At 58.9% G+C, this 21,172-nt stretch carries 22 protein-coding genes and 1 tRNA gene; 10 read left to right on the top strand and 13 right to left on the bottom strand.

Annotated features, from left to right (window positions below):
* The first annotated feature begins 234 nt into the window (after positions 1–234).
* The gene (locus tag HW556_RS10800; RefSeq protein ID WP_176900035.1) at positions 235–1,068 is read left to right on the top strand and encodes an O-methyltransferase; all 834 of its coding nucleotides are present in this window, start codon (positions 235–237) and stop codon (positions 1,066–1,068) included.
* Positions 1,069–1,227: 159 nt separating this feature from the next.
* On the opposite strand, the gene kdsA is transcribed toward HW556_RS10800, so the two are convergent.
* Positions 1,228–2,052, bottom strand: a complete 825-nt coding sequence (kdsA, locus tag HW556_RS10795) for a 3-deoxy-8-phosphooctulonate synthase (protein ID WP_176900034.1) — start codon at positions 2,050–2,052, stop codon at positions 1,228–1,230.
* A gap of 120 nt (positions 2,053–2,172) precedes the next feature.
* The gene (locus HW556_RS10790; protein ID WP_176900033.1) at positions 2,173–2,784 is read right to left on the bottom strand and encodes a methyltransferase domain-containing protein; all 612 of its coding nucleotides are present in this window, start codon (positions 2,782–2,784) and stop codon (positions 2,173–2,175) included.
* 112 nt (positions 2,785–2,896) lie between these two features.
* Here HW556_RS10790 and HW556_RS10785 point away from each other — a divergent pair, with 112 nt between their 5' ends.
* Positions 2,897–3,844 carry a hypothetical protein gene (locus tag HW556_RS10785; protein WP_176900032.1) on the top strand — a complete coding sequence of 316 codons (948 nt, stop codon included), beginning with the start codon at positions 2,897–2,899 and terminating at the stop codon, positions 3,842–3,844.
* A 132-nt stretch (positions 3,845–3,976) separates the two neighbouring features.
* On the opposite strand, the gene cphA is transcribed toward HW556_RS10785, so the two are convergent.
* The 4 genes from cphA to HW556_RS10765 all read right to left on the bottom strand — a co-directional run bounded on the left by cphA (position 3,977) and on the right by HW556_RS10765 (position 9,504).
* A complete protein-coding gene (gene cphA, locus HW556_RS10780; RefSeq protein WP_176900031.1) occupies positions 3,977–6,628 on the bottom strand; it encodes a cyanophycin synthetase in 2,652 nt (883 codons plus the stop codon).
* 229 nt (positions 6,629–6,857) lie between these two features.
* Positions 6,858–6,928, bottom strand: a tRNA-Cys gene (locus tag HW556_RS10775).
* 235 nt (positions 6,929–7,163) lie between these two features.
* Positions 7,164–8,984: a 30S ribosomal protein S1 gene (gene rpsA / locus HW556_RS10770; RefSeq protein ID WP_176900030.1), complete on the bottom strand. Its 1,821-nt coding sequence runs from the start codon at positions 8,982–8,984 to the stop codon at positions 7,164–7,166.
* Positions 8,985–9,132: 148 nt separating this feature from the next.
* Positions 9,133–9,504: a hypothetical protein gene (locus HW556_RS10765; RefSeq protein WP_176900029.1), complete on the bottom strand. Its 372-nt coding sequence runs from the start codon at positions 9,502–9,504 to the stop codon at positions 9,133–9,135.
* 240 nt (positions 9,505–9,744) lie between these two features.
* Between HW556_RS10765 and HW556_RS10760 the strand changes: the two genes are divergently transcribed.
* Positions 9,745–10,410: a YggS family pyridoxal phosphate-dependent enzyme gene (locus HW556_RS10760; protein ID WP_176900028.1), complete on the top strand. Its 666-nt coding sequence runs from the start codon at positions 9,745–9,747 to the stop codon at positions 10,408–10,410.
* A 160-nt stretch (positions 10,411–10,570) separates the two neighbouring features.
* Entirely contained in the window at positions 10,571–10,948 is a 378-nt protein-coding gene (locus HW556_RS10755) for a DUF423 domain-containing protein (RefSeq protein WP_176900027.1), read from the top strand.
* A gap of 126 nt (positions 10,949–11,074) precedes the next feature.
* Here the strand turns inward: HW556_RS10755 and HW556_RS10750 are convergent, their stop codons facing one another.
* The 4 genes from HW556_RS10750 to HW556_RS10735 all read right to left on the bottom strand — a co-directional run bounded on the left by HW556_RS10750 (position 11,075) and on the right by HW556_RS10735 (position 14,197).
* Positions 11,075–11,605, bottom strand: a complete 531-nt coding sequence (locus HW556_RS10750; RefSeq protein ID WP_176900026.1) for a DUF1573 domain-containing protein — start codon at positions 11,603–11,605, stop codon at positions 11,075–11,077.
* Between the two features lie 133 nt (positions 11,606–11,738).
* On the bottom strand, positions 11,739–13,163 hold the full coding sequence (locus HW556_RS10745) for an ATP-dependent DNA helicase (RefSeq protein ID WP_176900025.1): 1,425 nt from the start codon (positions 13,161–13,163) through the stop codon (positions 11,739–11,741).
* Between the two features lie 32 nt (positions 13,164–13,195).
* Positions 13,196–13,759: a hypothetical protein gene (locus tag HW556_RS10740; protein WP_176900024.1), complete on the bottom strand. Its 564-nt coding sequence runs from the start codon at positions 13,757–13,759 to the stop codon at positions 13,196–13,198.
* Between the two features lie 3 nt (positions 13,760–13,762).
* A complete protein-coding gene (locus HW556_RS10735) occupies positions 13,763–14,197 on the bottom strand; it encodes a PaaI family thioesterase (RefSeq protein WP_176900023.1) in 435 nt (144 codons plus the stop codon).
* 113 nt (positions 14,198–14,310) lie between these two features.
* On the opposite strand from HW556_RS10735, the gene HW556_RS10730 reads away from it, so the two are divergent.
* From HW556_RS10730 to coaD, 3 genes are all read left to right on the top strand, one after another.
* On the top strand, positions 14,311–14,817 hold the full coding sequence (locus HW556_RS10730; protein WP_176900022.1) for an NUDIX domain-containing protein: 507 nt from the start codon (positions 14,311–14,313) through the stop codon (positions 14,815–14,817).
* An 89-nt stretch (positions 14,818–14,906) separates the two neighbouring features.
* Entirely contained in the window at positions 14,907–15,791 is an 885-nt protein-coding gene (locus tag HW556_RS10725; RefSeq protein ID WP_176900021.1) for a DUF3822 family protein, read from the top strand.
* 90 nt (positions 15,792–15,881) lie between these two features.
* Positions 15,882–16,346 carry a pantetheine-phosphate adenylyltransferase gene (gene coaD, locus HW556_RS10720; RefSeq protein ID WP_176900020.1) on the top strand — a complete coding sequence of 155 codons (465 nt, stop codon included), beginning with the start codon at positions 15,882–15,884 and terminating at the stop codon, positions 16,344–16,346.
* Between the two features lie 95 nt (positions 16,347–16,441).
* Here coaD and HW556_RS10715 read toward each other — a convergent pair whose 3' ends face one another.
* Positions 16,442–16,924 carry a hypothetical protein gene (locus HW556_RS10715; protein ID WP_176900019.1) on the bottom strand — a complete coding sequence of 161 codons (483 nt, stop codon included), beginning with the start codon at positions 16,922–16,924 and terminating at the stop codon, positions 16,442–16,444.
* A gap of 23 nt (positions 16,925–16,947) precedes the next feature.
* Entirely contained in the window at positions 16,948–17,649 is a 702-nt protein-coding gene (locus HW556_RS10710) for an NUDIX hydrolase (RefSeq protein ID WP_176900018.1), read from the bottom strand.
* Between the two features lie 261 nt (positions 17,650–17,910).
* On the opposite strand from HW556_RS10710, the gene HW556_RS10705 reads away from it, so the two are divergent.
* Positions 17,911–18,417 (top strand): metallophosphoesterase family protein, encoded by a 507-nt coding sequence (locus HW556_RS10705; protein WP_176900017.1) that lies wholly within the window; start codon positions 17,911–17,913, stop codon positions 18,415–18,417.
* 132 nt (positions 18,418–18,549) lie between these two features.
* On the opposite strand, the gene HW556_RS10700 is transcribed toward HW556_RS10705, so the two are convergent.
* Positions 18,550–18,720 carry a hypothetical protein gene (locus HW556_RS10700; protein ID WP_176900016.1) on the bottom strand — a complete coding sequence of 57 codons (171 nt, stop codon included), beginning with the start codon at positions 18,718–18,720 and terminating at the stop codon, positions 18,550–18,552.
* A 101-nt stretch (positions 18,721–18,821) separates the two neighbouring features.
* Between HW556_RS10700 and ltaE the strand changes: the two genes are divergently transcribed.
* Both ltaE and HW556_RS10690 read left to right on the top strand, forming a co-directional pair.
* Positions 18,822–19,847, top strand: coding sequence for a low-specificity L-threonine aldolase (gene ltaE / locus HW556_RS10695; protein ID WP_176900015.1), 1,026 nt, complete (start codon positions 18,822–18,824; stop codon positions 19,845–19,847).
* A gap of 60 nt (positions 19,848–19,907) precedes the next feature.
* Entirely contained in the window at positions 19,908–21,170 is a 1,263-nt protein-coding gene (locus HW556_RS10690) for a cation:proton antiporter (RefSeq protein ID WP_176900014.1), read from the top strand.
* Positions 21,171–21,172: the final 2 nt, after the last annotated feature.

Genomic DNA, 21,172 nt, shown 5'->3' with positions numbered 1-21,172 from the left:
ACACCGGGCAGTCCGCCATGCTCTACCGCACTCTAGCTCGCCAGTATCCAATAAAATACCCAGGCTGAGCCGAGGGCGGTCACGGCAGACTTAACAAACCCCCGCCCCTACAGCGTACTGCAACTTCTGTCCGGCCTGTCCAGCGTAGGGTGGGGGTGAGCCCTGCTTCTAAGCGCTCATCAACTAATCGGTTTCTACCTTTCCGGCTTCAACTCAATTCTCCGCAACCGCGCTTTGTTTTTCCAGATTCTCAGCTACCTCCGTTTCCTGGGGCGCTCGGGCAACGCCCACGGGTTGCACTCGCCCTTCGTATTCGGGCTCTACACGGATGTTGTCACCCACTCGGGCCGGTTTGCCGCCTACGAGGCTGTGGAGGCCCGCCGCACCGCCCTGCTCGCCGACAGCACGGCCATAACGGTGCGCGACTTCGGGGCTGGCTCGCGGGTGGCCGGGGCCGGCCGGCCGCGCCGCCTGCGCGATATTGCCCGCACCGCCGCCAAACCGCCCAAGCTGGGCCAGCTGCTGTTCCGGCTCGTCAACCACTACCAGCCCCGCACAGTGGTGGAGCTGGGCACCTCTCTGGGCCTCACCACTGCCTACCTCGCCCTGGCCGACTCGCGGGCTAACGTACTCACCTTTGAGGGCTGCCCGGCTACGGCCGCCGTGGCCCGCCAGACATTCGGGGCCGTGGAAGCCCAAAACGTTGAACTCATCGAAGGCAACCTCGACGATACCCTCGCTCCTGCCCTGGCTACCCTGCCCACGCCCGTCGATTTTGCCTTCTTCGACGGCAACCACCGCTACGAGCCCACGCTGCGCTATTTCGAGCAGCTAAACGCCCACCGCACGCCCAACAGCGTCTTTGTACTCGACGACATTCATTGGTCGGCCGAAATGGAACAGGCCTGGGAAGCCATCCGCCAGCACCCCGACGTCACGCTCACCGTCGACCTGTTCTACATCGGCCTCGTGTTCTTCCGCCCCAACCTGCCCCGCCAGCATTTCACCCTGCGCTTCGACAACCTGCTGGATAAGCTGCTGGAGCGCACCCGGGTATTTGGGGCATAGTGGTACATATTGGTTGCTAGCCGGCAGCAGAAAGCACGTCATGCTGAGCGGAGTCGAACCATCTCTACCGCAATACTAATCCTGACACCAGAACTAGCATTGCGGTAGAGATGCTTCGGCTCCGCTCAGCATGACGCGCTTTTTTTTACCGCTAGCTCTTTACCGAATTGCCTCGCGTACCCGTGTCAGCTTGATTAGCAGGTCTTCCAGCTGATCGAGGGGCAGCATGTTGGCTCCGTCGGATTTGGCGGTGGCGGGCGTAGGGTGGGTTTCGATGAACAGGCCATCGGCACCTACAGCAATGGCGGCTTTGGCAATGGTTTCAATGAGCGCGGGCTGGCCGCCAGTTACGCCGCTGCTTTGGTTGGGGCGCTGCAGTGAGTGCGTAACGTCCATAATAACGGGGACGCCGAAGGCGCGCATGGCGGGCAGGTTGCGAAAATCGACCACCAGATCGGAGTAGCCGAACGAGTTGCCGCGGTCGGTTAGCAGCACATTGTCGTTGCCAGACTGGCGCACTTTGTCCACTGCGAACTGCATGGCCTCCCCATTCAGAAACTGACCTTTCTTTACGTTCACCACTTTGCCGGTCTGGGCGGCGGCCACCAGCAAATCGGTCTGTCGGCACAGAAAAGCCGGAATCTGCAACACATCGACGTACTCGGCGGCCATGGCAGCCTCGCCCGACTCGTGGATGTCGGTGACGGTGGGCACACCTATTTCGCGGCTTACCTTCTGCAGAATGCGCAGGGCTTTTTCGTCGCCGATGCCAGTGTAGGAATCGAGGCGCGAGCGGTTGGCCTTGCGGTACGAGCCTTTGAAGATGAACGGAATCTGGAGCTTGTCGGTGATGTGCTGGATGCGCTCGGCAATGCGCAGCGCCATCTCCTCGCCCTCAATCACGCAGGGGCCGGCCATCAGAAAAAACTGACCGGAATTGGTATTACGAAAGTGCGGCAGCGCGTTGGTAAGGGCTTCGAGCATTGGATTAAGAATGGTTAGAGCTTTAGTACTAGAACGAGTAAGGGCGAGGCTTGTCCTCGCCCGCCGTTGAACGATTACCGTTGAAGCGGCGCGAACGGCGGGCGGGGGCAAGTCCCGCCCCTACTCGTTCTGTTTCCTTTTCAAACAGATAAACAGCTCCCGGCCCTGACGGGGCGGCAGCGAATTGGTAGCGGCGGCGAAGTGCTCAAGATCGAAATACGGCTCGAAGTAGGCGCGGTACTCCTCACGCGAGCCCCCAAAGGGCGGGCCGGCCTGGGCAAACTCAGTATCGAAGAGCAGGCCCATGAGCGTACCGCCGGGCCGTAGCAACCGGGCGCACTGGCGGGCATAGGCAGGCCGCAGGGCGGGGTCGAGGGCGCAGAAGAAGGTCTGCTCCACGATGAGGTCGAAGGGCGGGGCAGGTTCCAGGGCAAAGAAGTCGGCCAGCAGCAGCTGGGCCGCCGGGAAGTCCGGAACACGGGCCTGCAGGTCTTCCAGGGCCGCCGGGGCAAGGTCGGCTACAAACACTTCGGGCCAGCCGGCGCGGTGCAGATATTCGGCCTCATAGCCGCGGCCGGCCCCCGGAATGAGGATGCGGCGACTGTCGGGCAAACCCAACTGATTGAAATATTCGCGCAGCGGGGGCGTTATGCCCCCCGCATCCCAGCCGGTCTGGCCGATTTCGTAGCGCTGCTGCCAGTAGGCGGTATCGAGAGCGGGGACAGGCTGCATTTCGTGGCGGGGTTGTACCTTCGGCACTTGCCGGGGTAGCAAACTCCGTTATTTTTGCCCAAAGGTACTACCGCGTCCGGACTGTCCGGACCTCCACCAAACCCCTTTCTCTATGGAACAAGATCAGAGCCCCGAACCGAAGAACAATAACCGCCTGCTATTGATTGGGGCCCTCGTTCTGGTACTACTGGGTATCAACGGCTTTCTGTTCTACATGAATCAGCAGAAGAGCAAACAGAACGAAATGCTCCAAGCCGATGTGGTGAGTAAGGACGCTAAGCTCGAAGACCAGATCAAGCAGTACGAGTCGCTGAAAGCCGATTACGAGCGCCAGAGCCAGGAAGTACAGGGCATGGGCCTTGCCAACGACTCGCTGGTAGCCAAGCTGGCCCAGATCAACTCCGACCTGCTCAAGCTCCGCTCCTTCCGGGCCAGCAGCTTCAGCGTATCCGAGCAGCGTCGCTTCAAGCAGCGGGCCGCCAACTTTGAAACCCAGCTGCGCAAGAAAGACGAGGAAATCGTTCAGCTCAAGGCCGACAACGAAGCGCTTTACACCGAAACCACCACCCTTAAGGAGCGCCAGAACAAGCTGACCGACACCATTTCGTCGGTTGTGCGCTCCAACCAGGAGCTGAGCCAGAAGGTGGCCGTGGCCTCGCGCCTGCAGGCAGAGAACATCCGGGTAAACGTGGTTAACAGCCGCGACAAGGAAAAGGAAGACACCGATAACGAGTTCAAAGCCCGCCGGGTAGAGAAAGTTAAAGTAACCTTCAACCTGGCCCGCAACGATGTGTCGCCGAAGGAAACCAAGGAAATCATGATGCGCCTGATTGAGCCGGATGGCGCCGCGCTCTACAACTTGAGCACCGGCGGTGGCACGTTCATGATTGACGGCTCCGAGGCATTCTACACGGCCAAGCAGGACATCGTATACGACAACACCCGCCAGCCTGTGCAATTCACCTACGCCAAAGGAGCAGCCTACAAAACCGGCCTGCACACCATTGAGCTATATGAAGGCGGCGTGCTGATTGGTAAGACCACGTTCACGCTTAAGTAGAACGACCGAATTACAAGCGTTGCAACTGGCCCAATTATCAATTCTGAGCCAGACACGTAACCACTAAAAAGAGCCGCCCCTAACGAGGCGGCTCTTTTTAGTGGTTACATAATCCGGAACATCCGGGGGGGCTTACCCGTGGTCCGTGGCAATCTGCGCCTCGAACTCGTCAAGCTTCTGCAGCGTCGATTTAATGTCTTCGGTGAACATGGCTATCAGCGAGCCGGGGCGGGCAGTTTGCAACACGTGGTCCATGGCTTCCATCTCATTTTCGATGTACGTGATGGTGATATCCGGCGCGTCGAGGCGCAGTCCCTCCGTCATCAGCTTGCGCAGCTCCTCAGCCGTTTTACCGCGTAAGTCGCGGTCCTGGCGCAACACCACCTCATCGAACACGCGACCCACGATTCGGGCAAAAGCCAGCGTGTCTTCTTCGCGCCGGTCACCGAGGCCCGAAATCACGCCAACTTTGTGGGTGGCTTCGGTGGCTTCCAGAAACTGGGCAAACTTCTCCATGCCGTGGGCATTGTGGGCATAGTCCACAATCACCTCGAACTGCGGGAATTTATACACGTTCATGCGGCCCGGCGTTTTCACGCCCGAAGGCACAAACGTGCGAAGCGCCTGCTTGATTTCGTCCTTTTCGAATCCGTAGCAGTAGCAGGCCAGGGCAGCGGCCATGGCGTTTTCGATGTTGAACGTTGCCCGTCCGCCAAACGTGACCGGGAACTCCGCCGCCCGGTCGATGCGCAGCTTGTAGCTGTTTTTGTAGATGGAAATATAGCCTTCCTCGTACACTGCGGCCAGCCCGCCATGCTCGGCGTGCTCCCGGATGCGGGGGCTGTGCTCATCCATGCTGAAGAGAGCAACCCGGCAATCGAGTTTTTCGCGCATGGCATACACTAGGTCGTCGTCGGCGTTGAGCACGGCCCAGCCATTTTTGCGCACCGTGCGCGGCAGCACGCCCTTCACGGCCGCCATATCCTCCACAGTGTAAATGTCGCGCATGCCCAGGTGGTCGGCCGCCACGTTGGTTACAATAGCCACGTCGCAAGTATGGAAGCCCAGACCCGAACGCAGCATACCACCGCGGGCTGTTTCGAGTACCGCGAAGTTTACCGTAGGGTCCTTCAGCACAAACTCGGCGCTCTGGCCGCCGGTGCAGTCGCCGCTTTGCAGCTGCACACCTTGTATATAGATGCCGTTGGTAGTAGTGTGCCCTACTTTATAGCCTTTGGCCGCCACAATATGGGCCAGCAACAGCGTGGTGGTAGTTTTACCATTGGTACCCGTAACGGCAAAAATTGGAATTCGGGCTTTGCTGCCGGCCGGAAATAACATGTCGATAACCGGAGCAGCCACGTTGCGGGGCAGCCCCTGGGTGGGCGAAATATGCATCCGGAAGCCGGGGGCGGCATTCACCTCAATTACGGCACCCCGAGTTTCGTTCAGCGGAATGGCAATATCGGAAGTCAGCAGATCGATGCCGCAGATGTCGAGGCCCACGATGCCGGCCACGCGCTCGGCCATCAGCACGTTGTACGGATGCACCAGGTCGGTTACATCGGTTGCCGTACCGCCGGTACTGATGTTGGCCGTGGTTTTCAGGTACAGCTCCTGCCCGGCAGGCAGCACCGAATCCAGCGTCAGGCTTTGGGTAAGCAGTAAGTCCTGGGTGTGCTGATCGGCTTTGATGCTGGTGAGCACCTTCTCGTGGCCAATCCCCCGGCGCGGGTCTTCGTTTACCTTGTCAATCAGCTGCTGAATGGTGTGCTGGCCGTCGCCGGTTACGGCAGCCGGAGTGCGCTTGGCAGCGGCAATCAGCTTGCCGTTTACCACCAGCATCCGGAAGTCGTGGCCCTGCACCAGCTGCTCCACAATAACAGCCCGCGAATTTTTGGAATGCTGCTGGGCGGCCTGGAAACCGTCTACGGCTTCGGCCCAGCTCTTAATACCAATGGTGGCCCCGCGACCGTGGTTGCCGTTAAGCGGTTTAGTAACGATCGGGAAGCCCAGTTCCTCAATAGCCTCACGCAATTCGTCTTCCGAATACACGGTGGTGCCGTTAGGAACAGGTACGCCGGCCGCGTCGAGCATGGCCTTTGTGCGGTTTTTATTGCCGGCCACCTCCACGCCCGCATGGCTGGTGTAGCTGGTGGTAGTGGCCCAGATGCGCTTCTGGTTGACGCCATAGCCCAGCTGAATGATGCTGCTGTTTTTAAGCTGGATGTAGGGAATATTGCGCGAGGCAGCCTCCGATACGATGCTCCAGGTACTGGGGCCGAAAAACTCCTCTTCCCGGATTTCGTGCAGTTCCTCAATCGTGCGCTCGATACTTACTGGCCGGCCCTGGCAGATGTCATCGACGAGCTGCACGGCGGCCTCGGCAGCCATGCGGCCGGCCCGCTCTTCCTGATAGGCAAATACCACAAACTCCACCCCCGGCTCATGTTCGGCCGGGTACGACTTACCCCAGAACACGGGCATGCCGGCCGTGCGCTGCAGAGCCAGGGCCACGTGCTGCACCACGTAGCCCAGCGGTTCGCCGTCGGTGAGTTGCTCGGCCGTAAGCGGGGGTTTCTTTAGTATCGCCTTATCCGCGTCGGAGGGTGGTGCGTCGGTCAGGCGGGGTAGCAGGCCAGGTAGCTGCTCGGCCAGCGCCGGAATGCTGCTCGACCATTTGTCGGCCAGATCCTCCAAATCCACTTTCATTACAATCAAACGGTAATGCTTAACAGACCAGAAGCTGGGGCCGCGCATAGTGCGCAGGTTCACAATTTTCATAAAGAGAAAGAGAAGAGAGAAGACGAGTTGGTGCGCGTTCTACGCAGGAACGGAATGTAAGGATAATGCACGGGTTAACTACAGCCGAGACGCTAAATTTCGCTTCAAAAAACCGTAATTGCGTGGCAGCCTTCCGCTTCATTGCCTCCGCTGCCCACCGATTTCATGTGGGCGCAAAAAACCCCGATTGAAACGAATCAACCGGGGTTCAGGCAATGAGCAAAAAGAGAGGTGACGGGCGGATTCGAACCGCCGTAGGAGGTTTTGCAGACCTCTACCTAGCCGCTCGGTCACGTCACCGGGAGGGCTTTGAGGATGCAAACATACGCCTTAATCCGAAGCCGGCCAAAGCCTAGCCGCCTTTTTTGGGTCGTACGCGGGTAAGTCGTTGGCGACGTGTGGCTTCTTTTTAGAGGTAGAGCTTATTGAAGTAACGTCATTCTTCGCTTCGCTCTGAATGGCGTTACTTCATCAACGGCAAAAAAAGGCCCCGACTTGCGCCGGGGCCTCTCCTATCTGTACTGAACGCTGAGTCTTAAGACTCGTTATCCATCATCTTGTCGCGCAGAGCCGACAGAGCGTCGAGGTCACCGAGGGTCGATTTCTCGGCCGGGGTGGTCTTCTTCATGTCGCTCAGCTTGCCTTCGCCCTGCGAAGCAGCACCGGCGGCACCGGCCGACGGCTTCTTCTTGGCGAACTTGGCAGCGCGGCCTTCTTCCTCAGCCTGCTTGTTGTAAACAGCCTGGTGCGAAAGCACAACGCGACGGTCATCTTTCGAGAACTCAATCACGCGGAATTCGAGCGACTCGCCGTTCTCAGCCATCGAGCCATCCTCCTTCTGGAGCGACTTGGGGTAAGCGAAGCCTTCGATGCCGTAAGGCAACTCGAGCACCGCGCCGCGGTCGTTCTTGTCGATGATGGTGGCCGTGTGTACCGAGCCGGGGGTGAACACCGTCTGGAACGTATCCCAAGGGTTTTCCTCCAGCTGCTTGTGGCCCAGGGCCAGGCGGCGGTTGCTCACGTCCAGCTCCAGTACTACCACGTCCAGACGGTCGCCCACCTTCACCATTTCGGAGGGGTGCTTGATCTTCTTGGTCCACGACAGGTCCGAAACGTGCACGAGGCCGTCTACACCCTCTTCCAGCTCTACGAACAGGCCGAAGTTGGTCAGGTTGCGCACCAGGCCATTGTGGTTGGTACCGATGGCATACTTCTCGGAGAAGTCGCCACGAGTCCATGGGTCTTCGCTGAGCTGCTTGATGCCGAGGCTCATCTTGCGGTCTTCGCGGTCGAGGGTCAGAATCTGCGCCTCTACTACGTCGCCCTGCTTGATGAAGTCCTGCGGGTTGCGCAGGTGCTGGCTCCAGCTCATTTCCGACACGTGGATCAGGCCCTCTACGCCGGGGATGATTTCCATGAACGCGCCGTAGTCGGCAACGTTCACGATGCGGCCCTTCACCTTGGTGCCTACGCCCATGTCTTCGGGCAGCGAATCCCACGGATGCGGGGTCAGCTGCTTCAGGCCGAGGCTGATACGCTTCTTGGCTTCGTCGAAGTCAAGTACCACGATGTTAAGCTTCTGGTCGAGCTGCAGTACTTCGCTCGGATGAGCGATGCGGCCCCACGAGATGTCGGTGATGTGCAGCAGACCATCGACACCGCCGAGGTCGATGAACACACCGAAGTTGGTCATGTTCTTGATAACGCCCTCCAGGATCTGGCCTTTCTCCAAGTTGTTGAGGATGGCTTCGCGCTGCTTCTCGAGGTCTTTCTCGATGAGCACCTTGTGCGATACCACGACGTTATCGAACGCAGCGTTGATTTTCACCACTTTCACTTCCATGCGGCGACCCACATAAATGTCGAAGTCGCGAATAGGCTTCACGTCAATCTGCGAGCCGGGCAGGAAGGCTTCTACGCCGTCGAGGTCCATGATGAGGCCGCCTTTAGTGCGACGCTTCACCACACCTTCGAGCACCGAATCATTCTCCAGTGCGTCGTAGATGGCTTTCCAGGCCTGCTTGATTTTGGCTTTCTTACGGCTCAGGATGAGCTGGCCGTTGGCATTCTCCTGCTCCTCGATGAATACCTCCACTGTGTCGCCGGCCTTCAGGTCGGGCAGGTCGCGGAATTCAGACAGGGGCACCAGACCATCGGACTTGAAGCCGATGTTCAGGATCACGTCGCGGTCGGTCATGCCAACTACGGTGCCGGTTACTACTTCTTCTTCCTGAACGGTGGTGAGTGTACCGCTGTACATCTCTTCCATTTCGGCGCGCTGCTCGGAGGTGTAATTACCTCCGAAGCCGCTGGCGTCTACGTTGTCCCAGTCGAAATTGTCAACTAATTCTGCCATGATTGTAGCACTGGCCCTTATGTACACGTCCGGCGCAGGGCCCGCCCCCGGAACGCGTTTTTGCTTGATACCCAACGCTAAAGCGCCGGCCCGCCACCCTGGCAGGGGCGCAAAGATACGGAGTTTGGGGCAGGAATGAAAAGGTTGCTTATTGCTTGACTGTAAAGTTTCTGACCTGCTCAGAATAGCGGCGTAGTACCTCCGCGTGCCGGACCAGAGTTGAATCCTGATAGCGTGTTGCTTCAATGGCAGCGTTTAGAGCATGCAGATTCATTAGCGAGGCTAGCTCTTGCCTATCATTTACTGCAAGTGCCCGGACAATATCCTCCGTTTCCTGGCGCCAGATAGGCTCAGACTGGCCGATATAGGGGTATTTGGATGACAACAAACACTTCAGAAACGCAAATAGCCCGGGTTTTTGCGGCTTTATTTCAAGCAATAGTTCGGCAAGCCGTTTTTCGATTGCAGCATACGAACCAAGTAGTTTCCCGATTTCATCGTAACCCAGAACCTCATTCATAATACTTGAATCCTGATAATCGAGAGTTGTAATTGCCTATTTTTTTGGAGTAGAGCAACACTAGATGCTGATTAATCAGCGGAAAATCATTCACCGGCGTAGCGGGTGCATAAAAATACAGATCCAGGCTGGTTTCAACACAACCGCCGCTTCCCTGGTTGCTTTACACAGCGGCGGCTTTGAGAGCCCCCAGTGACCCGCCCCAATGCCCTTTCTCCCCGAAACCCCGAACTTGCCCGCATGTCTATTGCCGAAAACCTGAACCGCATCGAAGCAACCCTGACCGGCACCAACGCCCGGCTGGTAGCCGTTACCAAAACCCACCCCATAGGACTGCTGCAGGAAGCCTACGACGCCGGCGGACGGCTGTTTGGCGAGAACCGGGCCCAGGAAATGGCCGAAAAGCAGCCCCAGCTACCCGACGATGTGCAGTGGCACCTAATTGGACAGCTGCAAACCAACAAGGTGAAATACATTGCTGGCTTCGTGCACACCGTTCAGAGCGTAGATAGCCTAAAGCTGCTGCTCGAAATGGAGAAGCAGGCCGCCAAGCACGACCGGGTAATCGAGGGTCTACTGCAGTTTCACATTGCTGACGAGGACACCAAAACCGGCCTCACGCTGTCCGAAGCCGAAGAAATCCTGCGCTCCGAGGAGTACCGTGCCCTGCGCCACGTGCGCCTGACAGGCGTGATGGGCATTGCCACCAACACCGACGATGAGGATCAGGTGCGCCGCGAGTTCCGGCAGCTGCGCGGCTACTTCGATAAGCTTCAAGCCCTGTATTTCGCCGGTGAGTCCACGTTCCGGGAGGTATCGATGGGCATGAGCGCCGACTATGCGCTGGCCGTGCGCGAAGGCAGCACCCTGATTCGGGTGGGCAGCGCTATTTTTGGCCGCCGGTAGGAACTGGTTTCGCTGGAACGTCATGCAGAGCGTAGCGACGCATCTCGCTTGATGACATTACCGGAGTCACTAAATAACAGAGTCACCATTGCGAGATGCTTCGCTACGATCTGCATGACGTTTTAAAAGTGAAATAACATCCCCACCAAAATCCAACACCATGACTGCTAAACTTATCCTTCAACTGGCGGCGTTGCTGGGCGCTTTGAGCGTAGGCATCGGGGCCTTTGCGGCGCACGGGCTACGGAAGATGCTGGAGGCCTCCGGGCGCTTTGAAACCTTCGAAACGGCTGTGTGCTATCAGTTTTTCCATACGTTGGCGCTGCTGGGCATTGGGTTGCTGCTGCTGCTGCGGCCGGAGCTGAAGAGCCTGGGTACCGTGGCTTGGCTGTGGCTGGGTGGCATTCTCATCTTCAGCGGCTCGCTCTACGTGCTTTGCCTGACGGGCATCACCAAGCTGGGGGCGGTTACGCCCATTGGCGGCGTGCTCTTCATTGCCGGCTGGATTATGCTGCTGCTGGCGGCCCGGCAACTGTAGGTTTCTCTGAGCTGCTAGCCATTAGCTTACAGCTGCTAGATTTTGTTCTGATGGCTCTGCTTAGTTGGCACAAAAAAGGCGCTTCCCTGCCAGGGAAAGCGCCTTTTTCATTTGCAGGAATCCGCCTTACGACTTCTTCTTGGCCTTGATTTTATTGTCGTCCATCTTCAATTTCTGCTTGCCATCGGGCGCACTCTGGTCTACCATCGACTCGGCGTTGGCGGGCGGGGCCTGCATGGCGGCTCCTTCTTCCTTCACCTCACCTACCAAGGCCACCATGGCGTTGCCGCCTACCGAGTTCGACTCGACGGTGAGCACCTTGTTCTGCATACCGTATTTGCCGGCCGTATTGAACTTGGCTACCACCGTGCCCGACTTACCGGGCATGATGGGCTCGCGCGTCCATTCGGGCGTGGTGCAGCCGCAGGTAACGCCAATGTTGGAAATGACCAGCGGCTGGGTGCCTACGTTCTTGAACTTGAAAGTGTGGTCGACGACAGCACCGGTTTTCACGGCTCCGAACTCGAACTTGCTTTCTTCAAACTGGATTTGCGCACCGGCTACTTTCGCCTGGGCATTGGCCGGCTTCACAGATTGCGCCTGAGCGCTCAGGCCCATCACCGACAGCGACAGAGCCAGAAAAAGAACGTTTTTCATAAGACAGATGAGTAAATGACAGTTGAAAGTACGGAAAATTCTACCGAGGCGTGCCTACCAAGTTTCAGGCCACTCTTATTGCTGCCTAACGCAGTCGGCAGCCGGTGAAGTTCATCGGACAACACTAGCGCTGTTAGTCCTCGGCGGGGTCACCGAGCAGCTTCTGGTTGAAATTGAGTAGGAACAGCTTTTCTGAGGAGCGGGTGACGGCCGTGTAGAGCCAGCGGGCGAATTCGGAGTTTACCATGTCCTCCTTCAGGTAGCCGTGGTCGACGAAAACGGCCTGCCACTGGCCGCCCTGGGCTTTATGGCAGGTGAGGGCGTAGGCAAACTTCACCTGCAGCGCGTTCAGAAACGGGTCTTTGCGCAGGGCCGCGCTTTTTTCTTTCTTGGTGGTGAGGTGATTATAATCTTCGCTGACGGCCTCGTAGAGGGCTTTGTTGCGGTCGGCGGGCAGGCCGGGGCTTTCGGTGTGCAGCGTGTCGAGTAGCAGCTTCACCTCCAGATCGGGCTCATCGGGATAATCGACGAGGCGCACGCGGGCATCGGCGAAGCGGAAGCCGAACTCCTCCGTTAAACGAATGATTTTGACCACCTGCACAAAGTCGCCGTTGGCCAGAAAGCCGATGTCGGAGTCGCGCGGGAGCCAGTAGTAGTTGTTGCGCACCACCATTAGGTAGTCGCCCGACTCAATCTCGTCTTCGGCCTCGAACAGGATGCGGCGGATGTACTGGTTGTACTGGTTGGCGTTTTTGTTGGAGCGGCAGATGATGGTGCTGTTCTCGTAGCCGAAGTGTTTGTAGGCCCAACGCAGGCCATCTTCGAGCTTATCAGTGCCCATCGAGAAGATGTCGGGGTAGCCTTTGGTGAAGAACTGGATGTTGGGCTCATCCTGCCGGAGTTCCTCACGCAACACGGTGGCGTTCATCAGGATGCCCGATTTCTCAGCCTGACGCATCACCTGGCGCAGTTCCACTGAGCCCACCTCGGCCCGGAACCGGTCGCGCAGCAGGTCGGGGTCGAGGGCGGGGCTGAGCAGCTGGCCCACCGGCGGCAGCTGGGCCGTGTCGCCGATGAGCAGCAGCCGGTTGCTGGTCTTCTCGAACACGTAGCTCATCAAATCGTCGAGCAGGCCGGTCGAGCCAAACGCTTTCTCGTCGGAAATCATCGAGGCCTCATCGACGATAAAGAGCGTATCCTGAGCGCGGTTGGGCTGGCGCTGGAACGTGAGGCCCTGGGCCGGCTGGCCGCTGGTCTGGCGGTAGATTTTTTTGTGAATGGTGCTGGCGGCCACGCCCGAATAGGTGCCCATGACTTTGGCAGCGCGGCCGGTGGGGGCCATCAACACGTATTTGCGGCCCATTTGGTGCAGCCACTGCACAAGGGCGCTTACCACGGTGGTTTTGCCGGTGCCGGCGTAGCCCCGCAGCACAAACGCCTTGCGGCCCGGCAAATCGTCCTTCAAAAACCCGTCGAGCTGCTGAAACAGGGCAGCCTGGTCCTGGGTAGGCTCAAACGGAAAATAGTCGCGGACGGACGGGGTTCTGACACTTAGCATACCATACAAAGATACAGTATCGCCGTGCGGGTCTACGGTAGCGGCACGGCGTCTAGTGTTGTGCGGTAGGTGTACCTCTGCCACAGCCGAAATCCTTGCTGAAGGTCGCGTTTCAGCCTTTTACGCTCCTCCCGCCGCCAGCCTGGTATCCAAGGTTTAGTATGAGGACCATGAAAGTCCATTTTCCCATCCTGATTTATCTGAAAAATACCGTCGTTGAAATACAGCTTGTCGAAGACCCGGTTGCGCACCGGGCTTTTCCGGTCGCCATCAAATGGCACACCTACTCCCGAGCCTACGTCGCTGAACGTACTCCAGATAGCCAAACACTCTTTGGGCGGACGCTTCTGCGGCTGCTGCAGCCATTGCCACACGCAGTCCACATCAATCATATGAGGATTTTCTGCCTGTATATATATCTGAACGCCGAGCTCATCAGCCAATAAGCAGACTTCCTCACTGGTTGCAAACAAAGGAATATTGTCCTGAGCATCCGCCCAATACAGCTCACTTTCGGGCTTATTAATCCACAGCGCGTAACTATCCTGCTGCTGCCAGCGCAACCAACTCACGAAATAACTTGCTTTGTCCTCCATGTATTAATTCGGCTCGATAACGGCCATTGTCGCTGTGGCTTTGGCAATCAGCTTGTCGTCGCACCACACCTCAGACTCGCAGAAGTGCAGACGGCGGCCGGCTTTGAGCACCCAGCCCACGGCCCGCAGGCGCTGGCCCACCCCGGGGTGCAGGTAGCTGGTTTTGAGCTCCACCGTAACGACGCCCGTGCCTTCGGGCACCAGTGTAACGGCCGCGAAACCGGCCACCAGGTCGGCCATAGTGGCTACCAGGCCGCCGTGGGCGAAACCGGTGTGCTGCTGGTGCTGCTTTTCGAGCACCAGCTCAGCTTCAATGCGGCCGGGCGCTATCAGGGTGAGGTCGGCGCCGATGTGGTGCATGAAGTGCTGGCGGACCAGCTTGCGACGGATGCGGGCTTGCAGGGCTTCGAGCGGTTCGGGAGAGTCGGAGAGTGTCATGGGGCAAAGTTGGGGCTTTCGGCGCGTTTGCGACGCATCAGTTCGCTCCGCGGGCCAACGAAATATCAGGCTGCCACATGCGTTACGGCTGCATACCGTAGCTTTGCCCGCTCATGGATGCTCTTTCTACTACCCCGCCCACCGAACTGCTGGAGGCCTACGCCGGCCGGGCCCGGGTGCGGGTATGCGGCCTGCTCGTGCGCGAGGGTGCCTTGCTGCTCACGGCCCACCGCGGCCTGCTCTCCGACGGGCTGCCTTTCTGGTCGCCGCCGGGCGGCGGCTGGCAGTTTGGCGAAACCCTGCGGCAATGCCTGCAGCGCGAATTTGAGGAGGAAACTGGCCTGCGCGTGGCAGTAGGGCGGTTCCTGCACCTACACGAGTATCAGGATCCGACCCTGCAGGCGCTGGAGCTATTTTTTGAGGTGCTGCCGCTTGATGCCGCGGCCGTGCCCCGCCTTGGCCGCGACCCCGAGCACGGCCCCGACGAGCAGCTACTCACGCAGTTGGAGTTCGTGAGCCCACGGCAGCTAGGCCAGTTACTGCCCCGGCAGGTGCATCCGGTGTTGCGCGACCTCATCAGTTCCGACGACGTGTTCATTCCGCAAATCCGGTTTCAGTAAAACCCCGCCCTTTGTACCTTTAAGGGCCGGAATGCTACCTGGTGGGCGTGTCGGCCCTTTTTATTTTACCCTCTCCCCTCCTGCTGCCCATGTCAACTTCTGCTCCCGCTTCTCTGGCCCCGGCGGCCCTACACCGCCTGCGCGACGAAACGCTGGACCCCGAGCAGCTGGCCAGCTACAACCTCTACATTACGGTCGGGCCGGCCGGTCTGCGCCTGGGCGTGGCCGATGCGCGGCGCAACAAATTTCTGGTGCTGGAAGAGTACGCTGCCCCCGAGGCCGGCCTCAGCTACGCGCAGCAGCTGGAGGCGCTGGCCGCCGAGCACGACCTACTGGGGCGTAGCGGCTGGCACCGCGTACGGCTGGCCGTGCATAATCGGGCCTTTACGCTGCTGCCCGCCGCCCTTTTCCGCCCCGGCGACGAAGCCACTTACCTGGGCCTGCATCATGCCCTCAGCCCCGAACACGAGTCGGTGCACGCCTATGCGCATAGCGGGCTGGATATCGTGAGCGTGTTTGCGGCCGACCGGAAGCTGACCGACTGGTTCGGGCGGGCTTACCCCGCCGGCCGACTTGTGCACCGCACCAGCGCCCTGCTGCAGGGAGTGGTGCAGCAGAGCGAGGCCAGTGGGGACAGCCGCATCTACCTCAGCATTGGCCCCGGCCAGCTTACGGTACTCGTGATGCAGGGCAAGCAGCCGCGGCTCTGCAACGTGTACCCCTTCAGCACGCCCGAAGACCTGATTTACTACGTTATCCTGGTGATGCAGGAGTTGCAGCTCGACCCCGACCAGGACCCGGTGGTTATTTGGGGTGACCTGATGCACGATTCGGAGCTTTTCACCATTCTGCGCAAGTACATCCGCTACCTGCGCTTTGGCAACCGCCCTTTCGATCTGGCCTACAGCTACCGCCTCAACGACTTGTTCGAGTACCGCTACTTCGAGCTATTTGCCCTGCATCTCTGCGAGTAGCTGAACTAGCGAGCGGCAAAAATGCTGCGTTTAACGCGCTGTCTGTACCGGCGGCTCCTTCTTCCTTCCTGAACACCAACTCCTCACCCCATGCGCATCGCCCTGTTTCCCGGCTCCTTCGACCCGTTTACCAACGGCCACCTCGATGTGGTGCAGCGGGGCACGGTGCTGTTCGATGAGGTTATTATTGCCATCGGCAACAATAGCAGCAAGCAGCGCTACCTGCCCGTGGAGCAGATGATTGGGATGATTGAGGAAGTTTTTCGCGACGAGCCACGGGTGTCGGTGCGGGAGTACCAGGGCCTGACGGCCGACTTCGCCCGCGAGGTAGACGCCCGGTTTTTACTGCGTGGCCTGCGCAACACCACCGACTTCGAGTACGAAAACACCATTGCCCAGGCCAACCGCCACCTCAACCCGGCCCTCGAAACAGTATTCCTCATCACCTCGCCTACCTTGGCCGCCATCAGCAGTACCATCATCCGCGAAATACACCGTTTCGGTGGCAATGTCGACGATTTTGTGCCCTTTGCCCTGCCTAAGCCCAAGGCCTGAGCCAACCCAATAGCCAACAGAAAAGCCGCTGTATTCCCCTCAGAAAGGAGAAACACAGCGGCTTTTCTGCTGGCTATCAGTGTTCGGGCTACCCGTTAGCGCCGGGCAACTACGCGCATACCAATGAGTTCGGCGTTATTAGTCGGGCTCATAACGGGCAACACGAGGTAGTCGGACGAAGTAAGGCTCAGGTTGGCTTCGCGCATAAGTAGATCCTCGTCGCTGCCGAGCAGTACAATGTCGCGCACTTTGCGGTTGCTGGCATCGAAGGTCACGACCAGAGTGGTGCCGTTGCGTTCAAACGTATTGATCCAGTCCTGGCCCCGGGTAGCTTTCATCTGGGCAGCCGTGGGCTCGAGGCCAATTTCCTGCTCGCGGGTTTCCTTGGGCGCACCCAATGTGCGGCGTAGCTGGTCGATGTTGCGGCCCATCAGCGCCGGTACATCGACGGAGGCACTACGGCCGGTTTCGGGGCTACCGATGGCGGGCGCACTTTTTTCGCCCGCTATTTGCGAGCCGCTGCAGGCAGTAGTGAGGGCCGCCAGTAGAACCAGGGCAAAGTATAAGTTCGGACGCATAGGAAACAGATTTAAGGCTGTGATTAAGCTGTTTTTTCGGGGCTAGGCGACTCCTGGCCAGCCATTTTGCTCAGGTAGTGCCGCACGACCAATGCAATGCTGGCGTACGAGTCGTCGAGCACGGCCAGGGCTTCCTGGGGCGTCATCCAGCGCACTTCCTCAATGTACTCCTCTGCCTGGGGCTTCATGAGCGTATCATCGAGGCAGGGCATTGTATACCAGTTCGTTTTTTTGAGAATTTTGTTGCCGTTGTAGGCGTAGGAGTGCCAGGTGCTGGGCAGCTTTTCGCCCAGCTCGATTTTCACATTGCACTCCTCCTCCACTTCGCGCACCGCCCCCAGGGCCGGATCCTCATCTCGTTTGAGCTTGCCCTTGGGCAGGTCCCACTTACCGAGGCGGAAAATCATGAGCACCATTCCATCCTTCTCCACCAGCCCACCGGCCGCTTTCACGATGCGGAACTGGTCTTTAAGGTGCAGAATGAGGCGCTTTTTCTTGCGGGCCAGCAGCGTGAGCGAGGTCAGCTTCTTCAGCTTCTTTACCTCCATCAGCCGCAGCAGCCGGTCAACGAACCCATCGGTCACGTCGCGCACCAGTACGTCGCCAATCAGGTCCTTCGACGAGAATTCGTCTTCTGGATTCAGAATCAGGTCGTACTTATGCTTGTAAATCTTTTCGCTGTTTTTTTTAATTATCAGCGGAATGTCGTTGATGAAAACGTTCATCTCGGCGGGGTGAGCAGGAGGCGTGTGAAAACGAAAGCGTCTGGCTGCAAAGCACAGCATATTTCTCCGGAAACGAAAAGGCCCCCGGGCCGGGCAAGATACGCGAAGTAGCCGGTTGGGTTGGGAAGACCGGAAACTGAAGAAGGAAAGGATTAGGGAGCTGATGATTCAGGTGCCGAACGGTGCCAGGTGCGTAGCCCGCCCTATTGTCCGGCAAATATCCCGTTTTACTATCCCGGCTTTTCGCCTTTTCTTCGCTGCATGAAAAAAATAGGCCTGCTCTCGGATACGCACAGCTACCTCGATGACCGGATTTTGCACCATCTGCGCGGCTGCGACGAAATCTGGCATGCCGGCGACTTCGGTACGGCGGCCGTTGTGGAAGAGCTGGAGCAACTGGCACCGCTACGGGGCGTGTACGGCAACATCGACGGGCGCGACGTACGCCTGACGCAGCCACTAGTACAAAGCTTCGAGCTGGAGGGCCTGCGGGTGCTCATGACGCACATTGGCGGCTACCCCGGCCACTACAGCCCCGCCGGCCGCACTCTGGTAGATCAGCATCGGCCGGGCCTGTTCATCAGTGGCCACTCGCACATTCTCAAAGTAATGCCCGATAAAACCCGCCAGCTACTGCATCTGAACCCAGGCGCGGCCGGCCGCCACGGGTTTCATAAGGTGCGTACGCTACTGCTTTTCGAAGTAGCGGGCGGCAAGGTGCAGCAGCTGCAGGCCGTAGAGCTGGGGCCACGCGGCGTGGGCAAATGAATGACCCGTGTACCACTGCTCGCTACTCTGACAACCCAAAAAGTGCCTCCTCTGCTATAGAAAAGGCACTTTGTAAAGGCTGGCTAGCAAACCCACCGACACCAGGATACGGGCAGCCAGAGGCGGCGCGTATTAGGCGGCGGCTTCTGTTTTGGCTTCGCTCTTGCCGAAGCGCGACTTCAGCTCGTCGAGGTCCACGTTCTTCAGAACGGGGGTCAGGAGGAGTTGCTTGATGATGCGCTGCTTGTTGTTGGCGCGGGCAATGTTCTTGCGGTGCTTCCGCTTCAGACGGGTAACGCTCATTTTTTCCGGGTCGGTTAAGTCTTTCGGTAATTGAGGGGCAAAAGTAAGGACTAAATTTGACACCCGAAAACCTTTCCACGATTTTACCTTTTCTACCTTCCATGACCCAACCCACCGTTGACCTGCGCTCCGATACCGTTACCCGCCCCACGCCCGCCATGCTGGAGGCCATGTTCCAGGCCCCCGTCGGCGACGACGTATACGGCGAAGACCCCACCGTGCGAGCCCTGGAGGCCGAAACGGCCGCTCGCTTCGGCCTCGAAGCCGGCCTGTTCTGCCCCTCGGGCACCATGACCAACCAGATAGCCATCAAGGCTCATACCGAGCCGATGAGCGAGGTTATCTGCGAGCAGACGTCGCACATCTATTTGTGGGAAGTGGGCGGCATTGCCTTTCATTCGGGTGCCTCGGTGGCCCTGCTGGCCGGCGACCGGGGCCGGCTGACAGCCGCGCAGGTGGAGGCCGCCATCCGCCCCGAGAACGTGCACTACCCGATTACCCGCCTGATTTCGCTTGAAAATACCCACAACCGCGGCGGTGGCAGTTGCTATGCGCTGCCCGAGCTGGCGGCGCTGGCCGAGGTAGCCCAGCGCCACCGCCTACCCCTGCACCTCGACGGGGCCCGGGTGTTCAATGCCTTAGTGGCCACCGGCCAGGACAGCCGCGAATACGGCCGCCTGTTCGACACCATTTCGGTGTGCCTGAGCAAGGGCCTGGGCGCGCCGGTGGGCTCGGTGCTGCTAGGCTCGGCGGCCTACATCGAGAAGTGTAAGCGTATTCGCAAGGTGATGGGCGGCGGCATGCGGCAGGCGGGCTACCTGGCCGCCGCCGGTTTATATGCCCTCGAACACAACGTAGCGCGCCTCGCCGACGACCACCGCCGCGCCCGGCAGCTGGCCGACGCGCTGGCCGCTCGCCCCTACGTCACTGAGGTATTGCCCGTCGAAACCAACCTCGTCATCTTCCGCCTCGCCGATACGATGCCCGCCGAGCAGTTTCTGGCATACCTGGAGCAGCACGGCATCCGGGCCTCCTCGTTCGGTCCCCAGCTGATTCGCTTCGTAACCCACCTCGACATCGACGACGCCATGCTGACTCGGGTGGAAACGGCGCTGGCCGGGCTATAGTAGCTGATAGTTTCGCGCTGAATTCCCGTCATTTACTGCCTCTCTCCCTTTTTGCTCTGCATGGAATTATATAATACGCTGACCCTGCTGCTAGTGATAGCCGCCGCTTTTGGCTACGTTAACCACCGCTTTCTGCGCCTGCCCGCCACTATTGGCCTCATGATTCTGGCCCTGATTTCCTCGCTTATTGCCATCGGACTGGGGCGACTGGGGGTGCAGTGGGTGCTTACAGCCGGCGAGCTGGTACGCGGCATCGACTTTCATGATGTGCTCATGGATGTGATGCTGAGTTTTCTGCTGTTTGCCGGTGCCCTGCACGTCGATGTGCGCACCTTGGGGGCGGAGCGCGGGGCGGTATGCACCATGGCAGTAGTGGGTACGCTATTTTCGACGGTGCTGGTGGCTACCGGCATGTACTACCTGCTGCCGCTGATGGGCTTCACGATAGATTACATCTACTGCCTGCTGTTCGGGGCCCTTATTTCGCCCACCGACCCTATTGCTGTGATGGGCATTCTCAAGCAGGCCCGCATCAGTAAAAACCTGGAAATCAAGATTGTAGGTGAGTCGCTTTTCAACGACGGCATTGCGGTGGTGGTGTTCATCAGCCTCTTCCAGATTGCCCTGAACGGTACCGATAAAGCTTCGGCCTCGTTTATCGGCGAGTTGTTTCTGCGCGAGGCGGCGGGCGGCATTATCCTGGGCGTTGTGCTGGGCTACGCCGGATACTGGGCCCTGCGCACCATCGACAATTACAAGGTGGAAGTACTCATTACGCTGGCCTTGGTGATGGGGGGTACTGCCCTGGCTTCGGCCTGGCACACCTCGGGGCCGCTGGCCATTGTGGTGGCGGGGCTGATTGTGGGCGACAAGGGCCGCTCCAAGGGCATGTCGGACCTGACGCGCGAGTACTTGGATAAGTTCTGGGAGATGCTCGACGAAATCCTCAATGCCGTACTATTCGTGCTCATCGGCCTCGAAATGCTGATCCTTGACATCAGCAGTGCGGTACTGCTGGTAGGCGTAGCCGCCATTTTTCTCACGCTGCTGGCCCGCGTCATTTCGGTGTCCCTGCCGCTCAGCTTTCTGCGCAAGCGCACCGATTTCGACCTCAACACGCTGAAGGTGTTGAGCTGGGGCGGCCTGCGGGGCGGTATTTCGGTGGCTCTGGCCCTGTCGCTGCCCGATACTATGCCGCGCGACCTGATTGTGGGCACTACCTACGTGGTGGTGGTGTTCAGCATCATCGTGCAGGGCCTCACTATTGGGCCGCTGGTGAAGAAACTGGGGCTCAGCACGACGTCTGAACCAGGAATGCACTAGAT

Source organism: Hymenobacter terrestris, from assembly GCF_013377905.1.
Classification (GTDB): Bacteria; Bacteroidota; Bacteroidia; order Cytophagales; family Hymenobacteraceae; genus Hymenobacter; species Hymenobacter terrestris.
This window is presented reverse-complemented; position numbering and strand designations above follow the sequence as displayed.

What these genes read in the sequence shown, in the direction of transcription:
- kdsA (WP_176900034.1), bottom strand. Translation starts at nt 2,052, where the DNA reads ATGCTCGAAGCCCTTACCAACGCGCTGCCGCACTTTCGTAATACCAAT.
- HW556_RS10790 (WP_176900033.1), bottom strand. Translation starts at nt 2,784, where the DNA reads ATGCAGCCTGTCCCCGCTCTCGATACCGCCTACTGGCAGCAGCGCTAC.
- HW556_RS10785 (WP_176900032.1), top strand. Translation starts at nt 2,897, where the DNA reads ATGGAACAAGATCAGAGCCCCGAACCGAAGAACAATAACCGCCTGCTA.
- cphA (WP_176900031.1), bottom strand. Translation starts at nt 6,628, where the DNA reads ATGAAAATTGTGAACCTGCGCACTATGCGCGGCCCCAGCTTCTGGTCT.
- rpsA (WP_176900030.1), bottom strand. Translation starts at nt 8,984, where the DNA reads ATGGCAGAATTAGTTGACAATTTCGACTGGGACAACGTAGACGCCAGC.
- HW556_RS10765 (WP_176900029.1), bottom strand. Translation starts at nt 9,504, where the DNA reads ATGAATGAGGTTCTGGGTTACGATGAAATCGGGAAACTACTTGGTTCG.
- HW556_RS10760 (WP_176900028.1), top strand. Translation starts at nt 9,745, where the DNA reads ATGTCTATTGCCGAAAACCTGAACCGCATCGAAGCAACCCTGACCGGC.
- HW556_RS10755 (WP_176900027.1), top strand. Translation starts at nt 10,571, where the DNA reads ATGACTGCTAAACTTATCCTTCAACTGGCGGCGTTGCTGGGCGCTTTG.
- HW556_RS10750 (WP_176900026.1), bottom strand. Translation starts at nt 11,605, where the DNA reads ATGAAAAACGTTCTTTTTCTGGCTCTGTCGCTGTCGGTGATGGGCCTG.
- HW556_RS10745 (WP_176900025.1), bottom strand. Translation starts at nt 13,163, where the DNA reads ATGCTAAGTGTCAGAACCCCGTCCGTCCGCGACTATTTTCCGTTTGAG.
- HW556_RS10740 (WP_176900024.1), bottom strand. Translation starts at nt 13,759, where the DNA reads ATGGAGGACAAAGCAAGTTATTTCGTGAGTTGGTTGCGCTGGCAGCAG.
- HW556_RS10735 (WP_176900023.1), bottom strand. Translation starts at nt 14,197, where the DNA reads ATGACACTCTCCGACTCTCCCGAACCGCTCGAAGCCCTGCAAGCCCGC.
- HW556_RS10730 (WP_176900022.1), top strand. Translation starts at nt 14,311, where the DNA reads ATGGATGCTCTTTCTACTACCCCGCCCACCGAACTGCTGGAGGCCTAC.
- HW556_RS10725 (WP_176900021.1), top strand. Translation starts at nt 14,907, where the DNA reads ATGTCAACTTCTGCTCCCGCTTCTCTGGCCCCGGCGGCCCTACACCGC.
- coaD (WP_176900020.1), top strand. Translation starts at nt 15,882, where the DNA reads ATGCGCATCGCCCTGTTTCCCGGCTCCTTCGACCCGTTTACCAACGGC.
- HW556_RS10715 (WP_176900019.1), bottom strand. Translation starts at nt 16,924, where the DNA reads ATGCGTCCGAACTTATACTTTGCCCTGGTTCTACTGGCGGCCCTCACT.
- HW556_RS10710 (WP_176900018.1), bottom strand. Translation starts at nt 17,649, where the DNA reads ATGAACGTTTTCATCAACGACATTCCGCTGATAATTAAAAAAAACAGC.
- HW556_RS10705 (WP_176900017.1), top strand. Translation starts at nt 17,911, where the DNA reads ATGAAAAAAATAGGCCTGCTCTCGGATACGCACAGCTACCTCGATGAC.
- HW556_RS10700 (WP_176900016.1), bottom strand. Translation starts at nt 18,720, where the DNA reads ATGAGCGTTACCCGTCTGAAGCGGAAGCACCGCAAGAACATTGCCCGC.
- ltaE (WP_176900015.1), top strand. Translation starts at nt 18,822, where the DNA reads ATGACCCAACCCACCGTTGACCTGCGCTCCGATACCGTTACCCGCCCC.
- HW556_RS10690 (WP_176900014.1), top strand. Translation starts at nt 19,908, where the DNA reads ATGGAATTATATAATACGCTGACCCTGCTGCTAGTGATAGCCGCCGCT.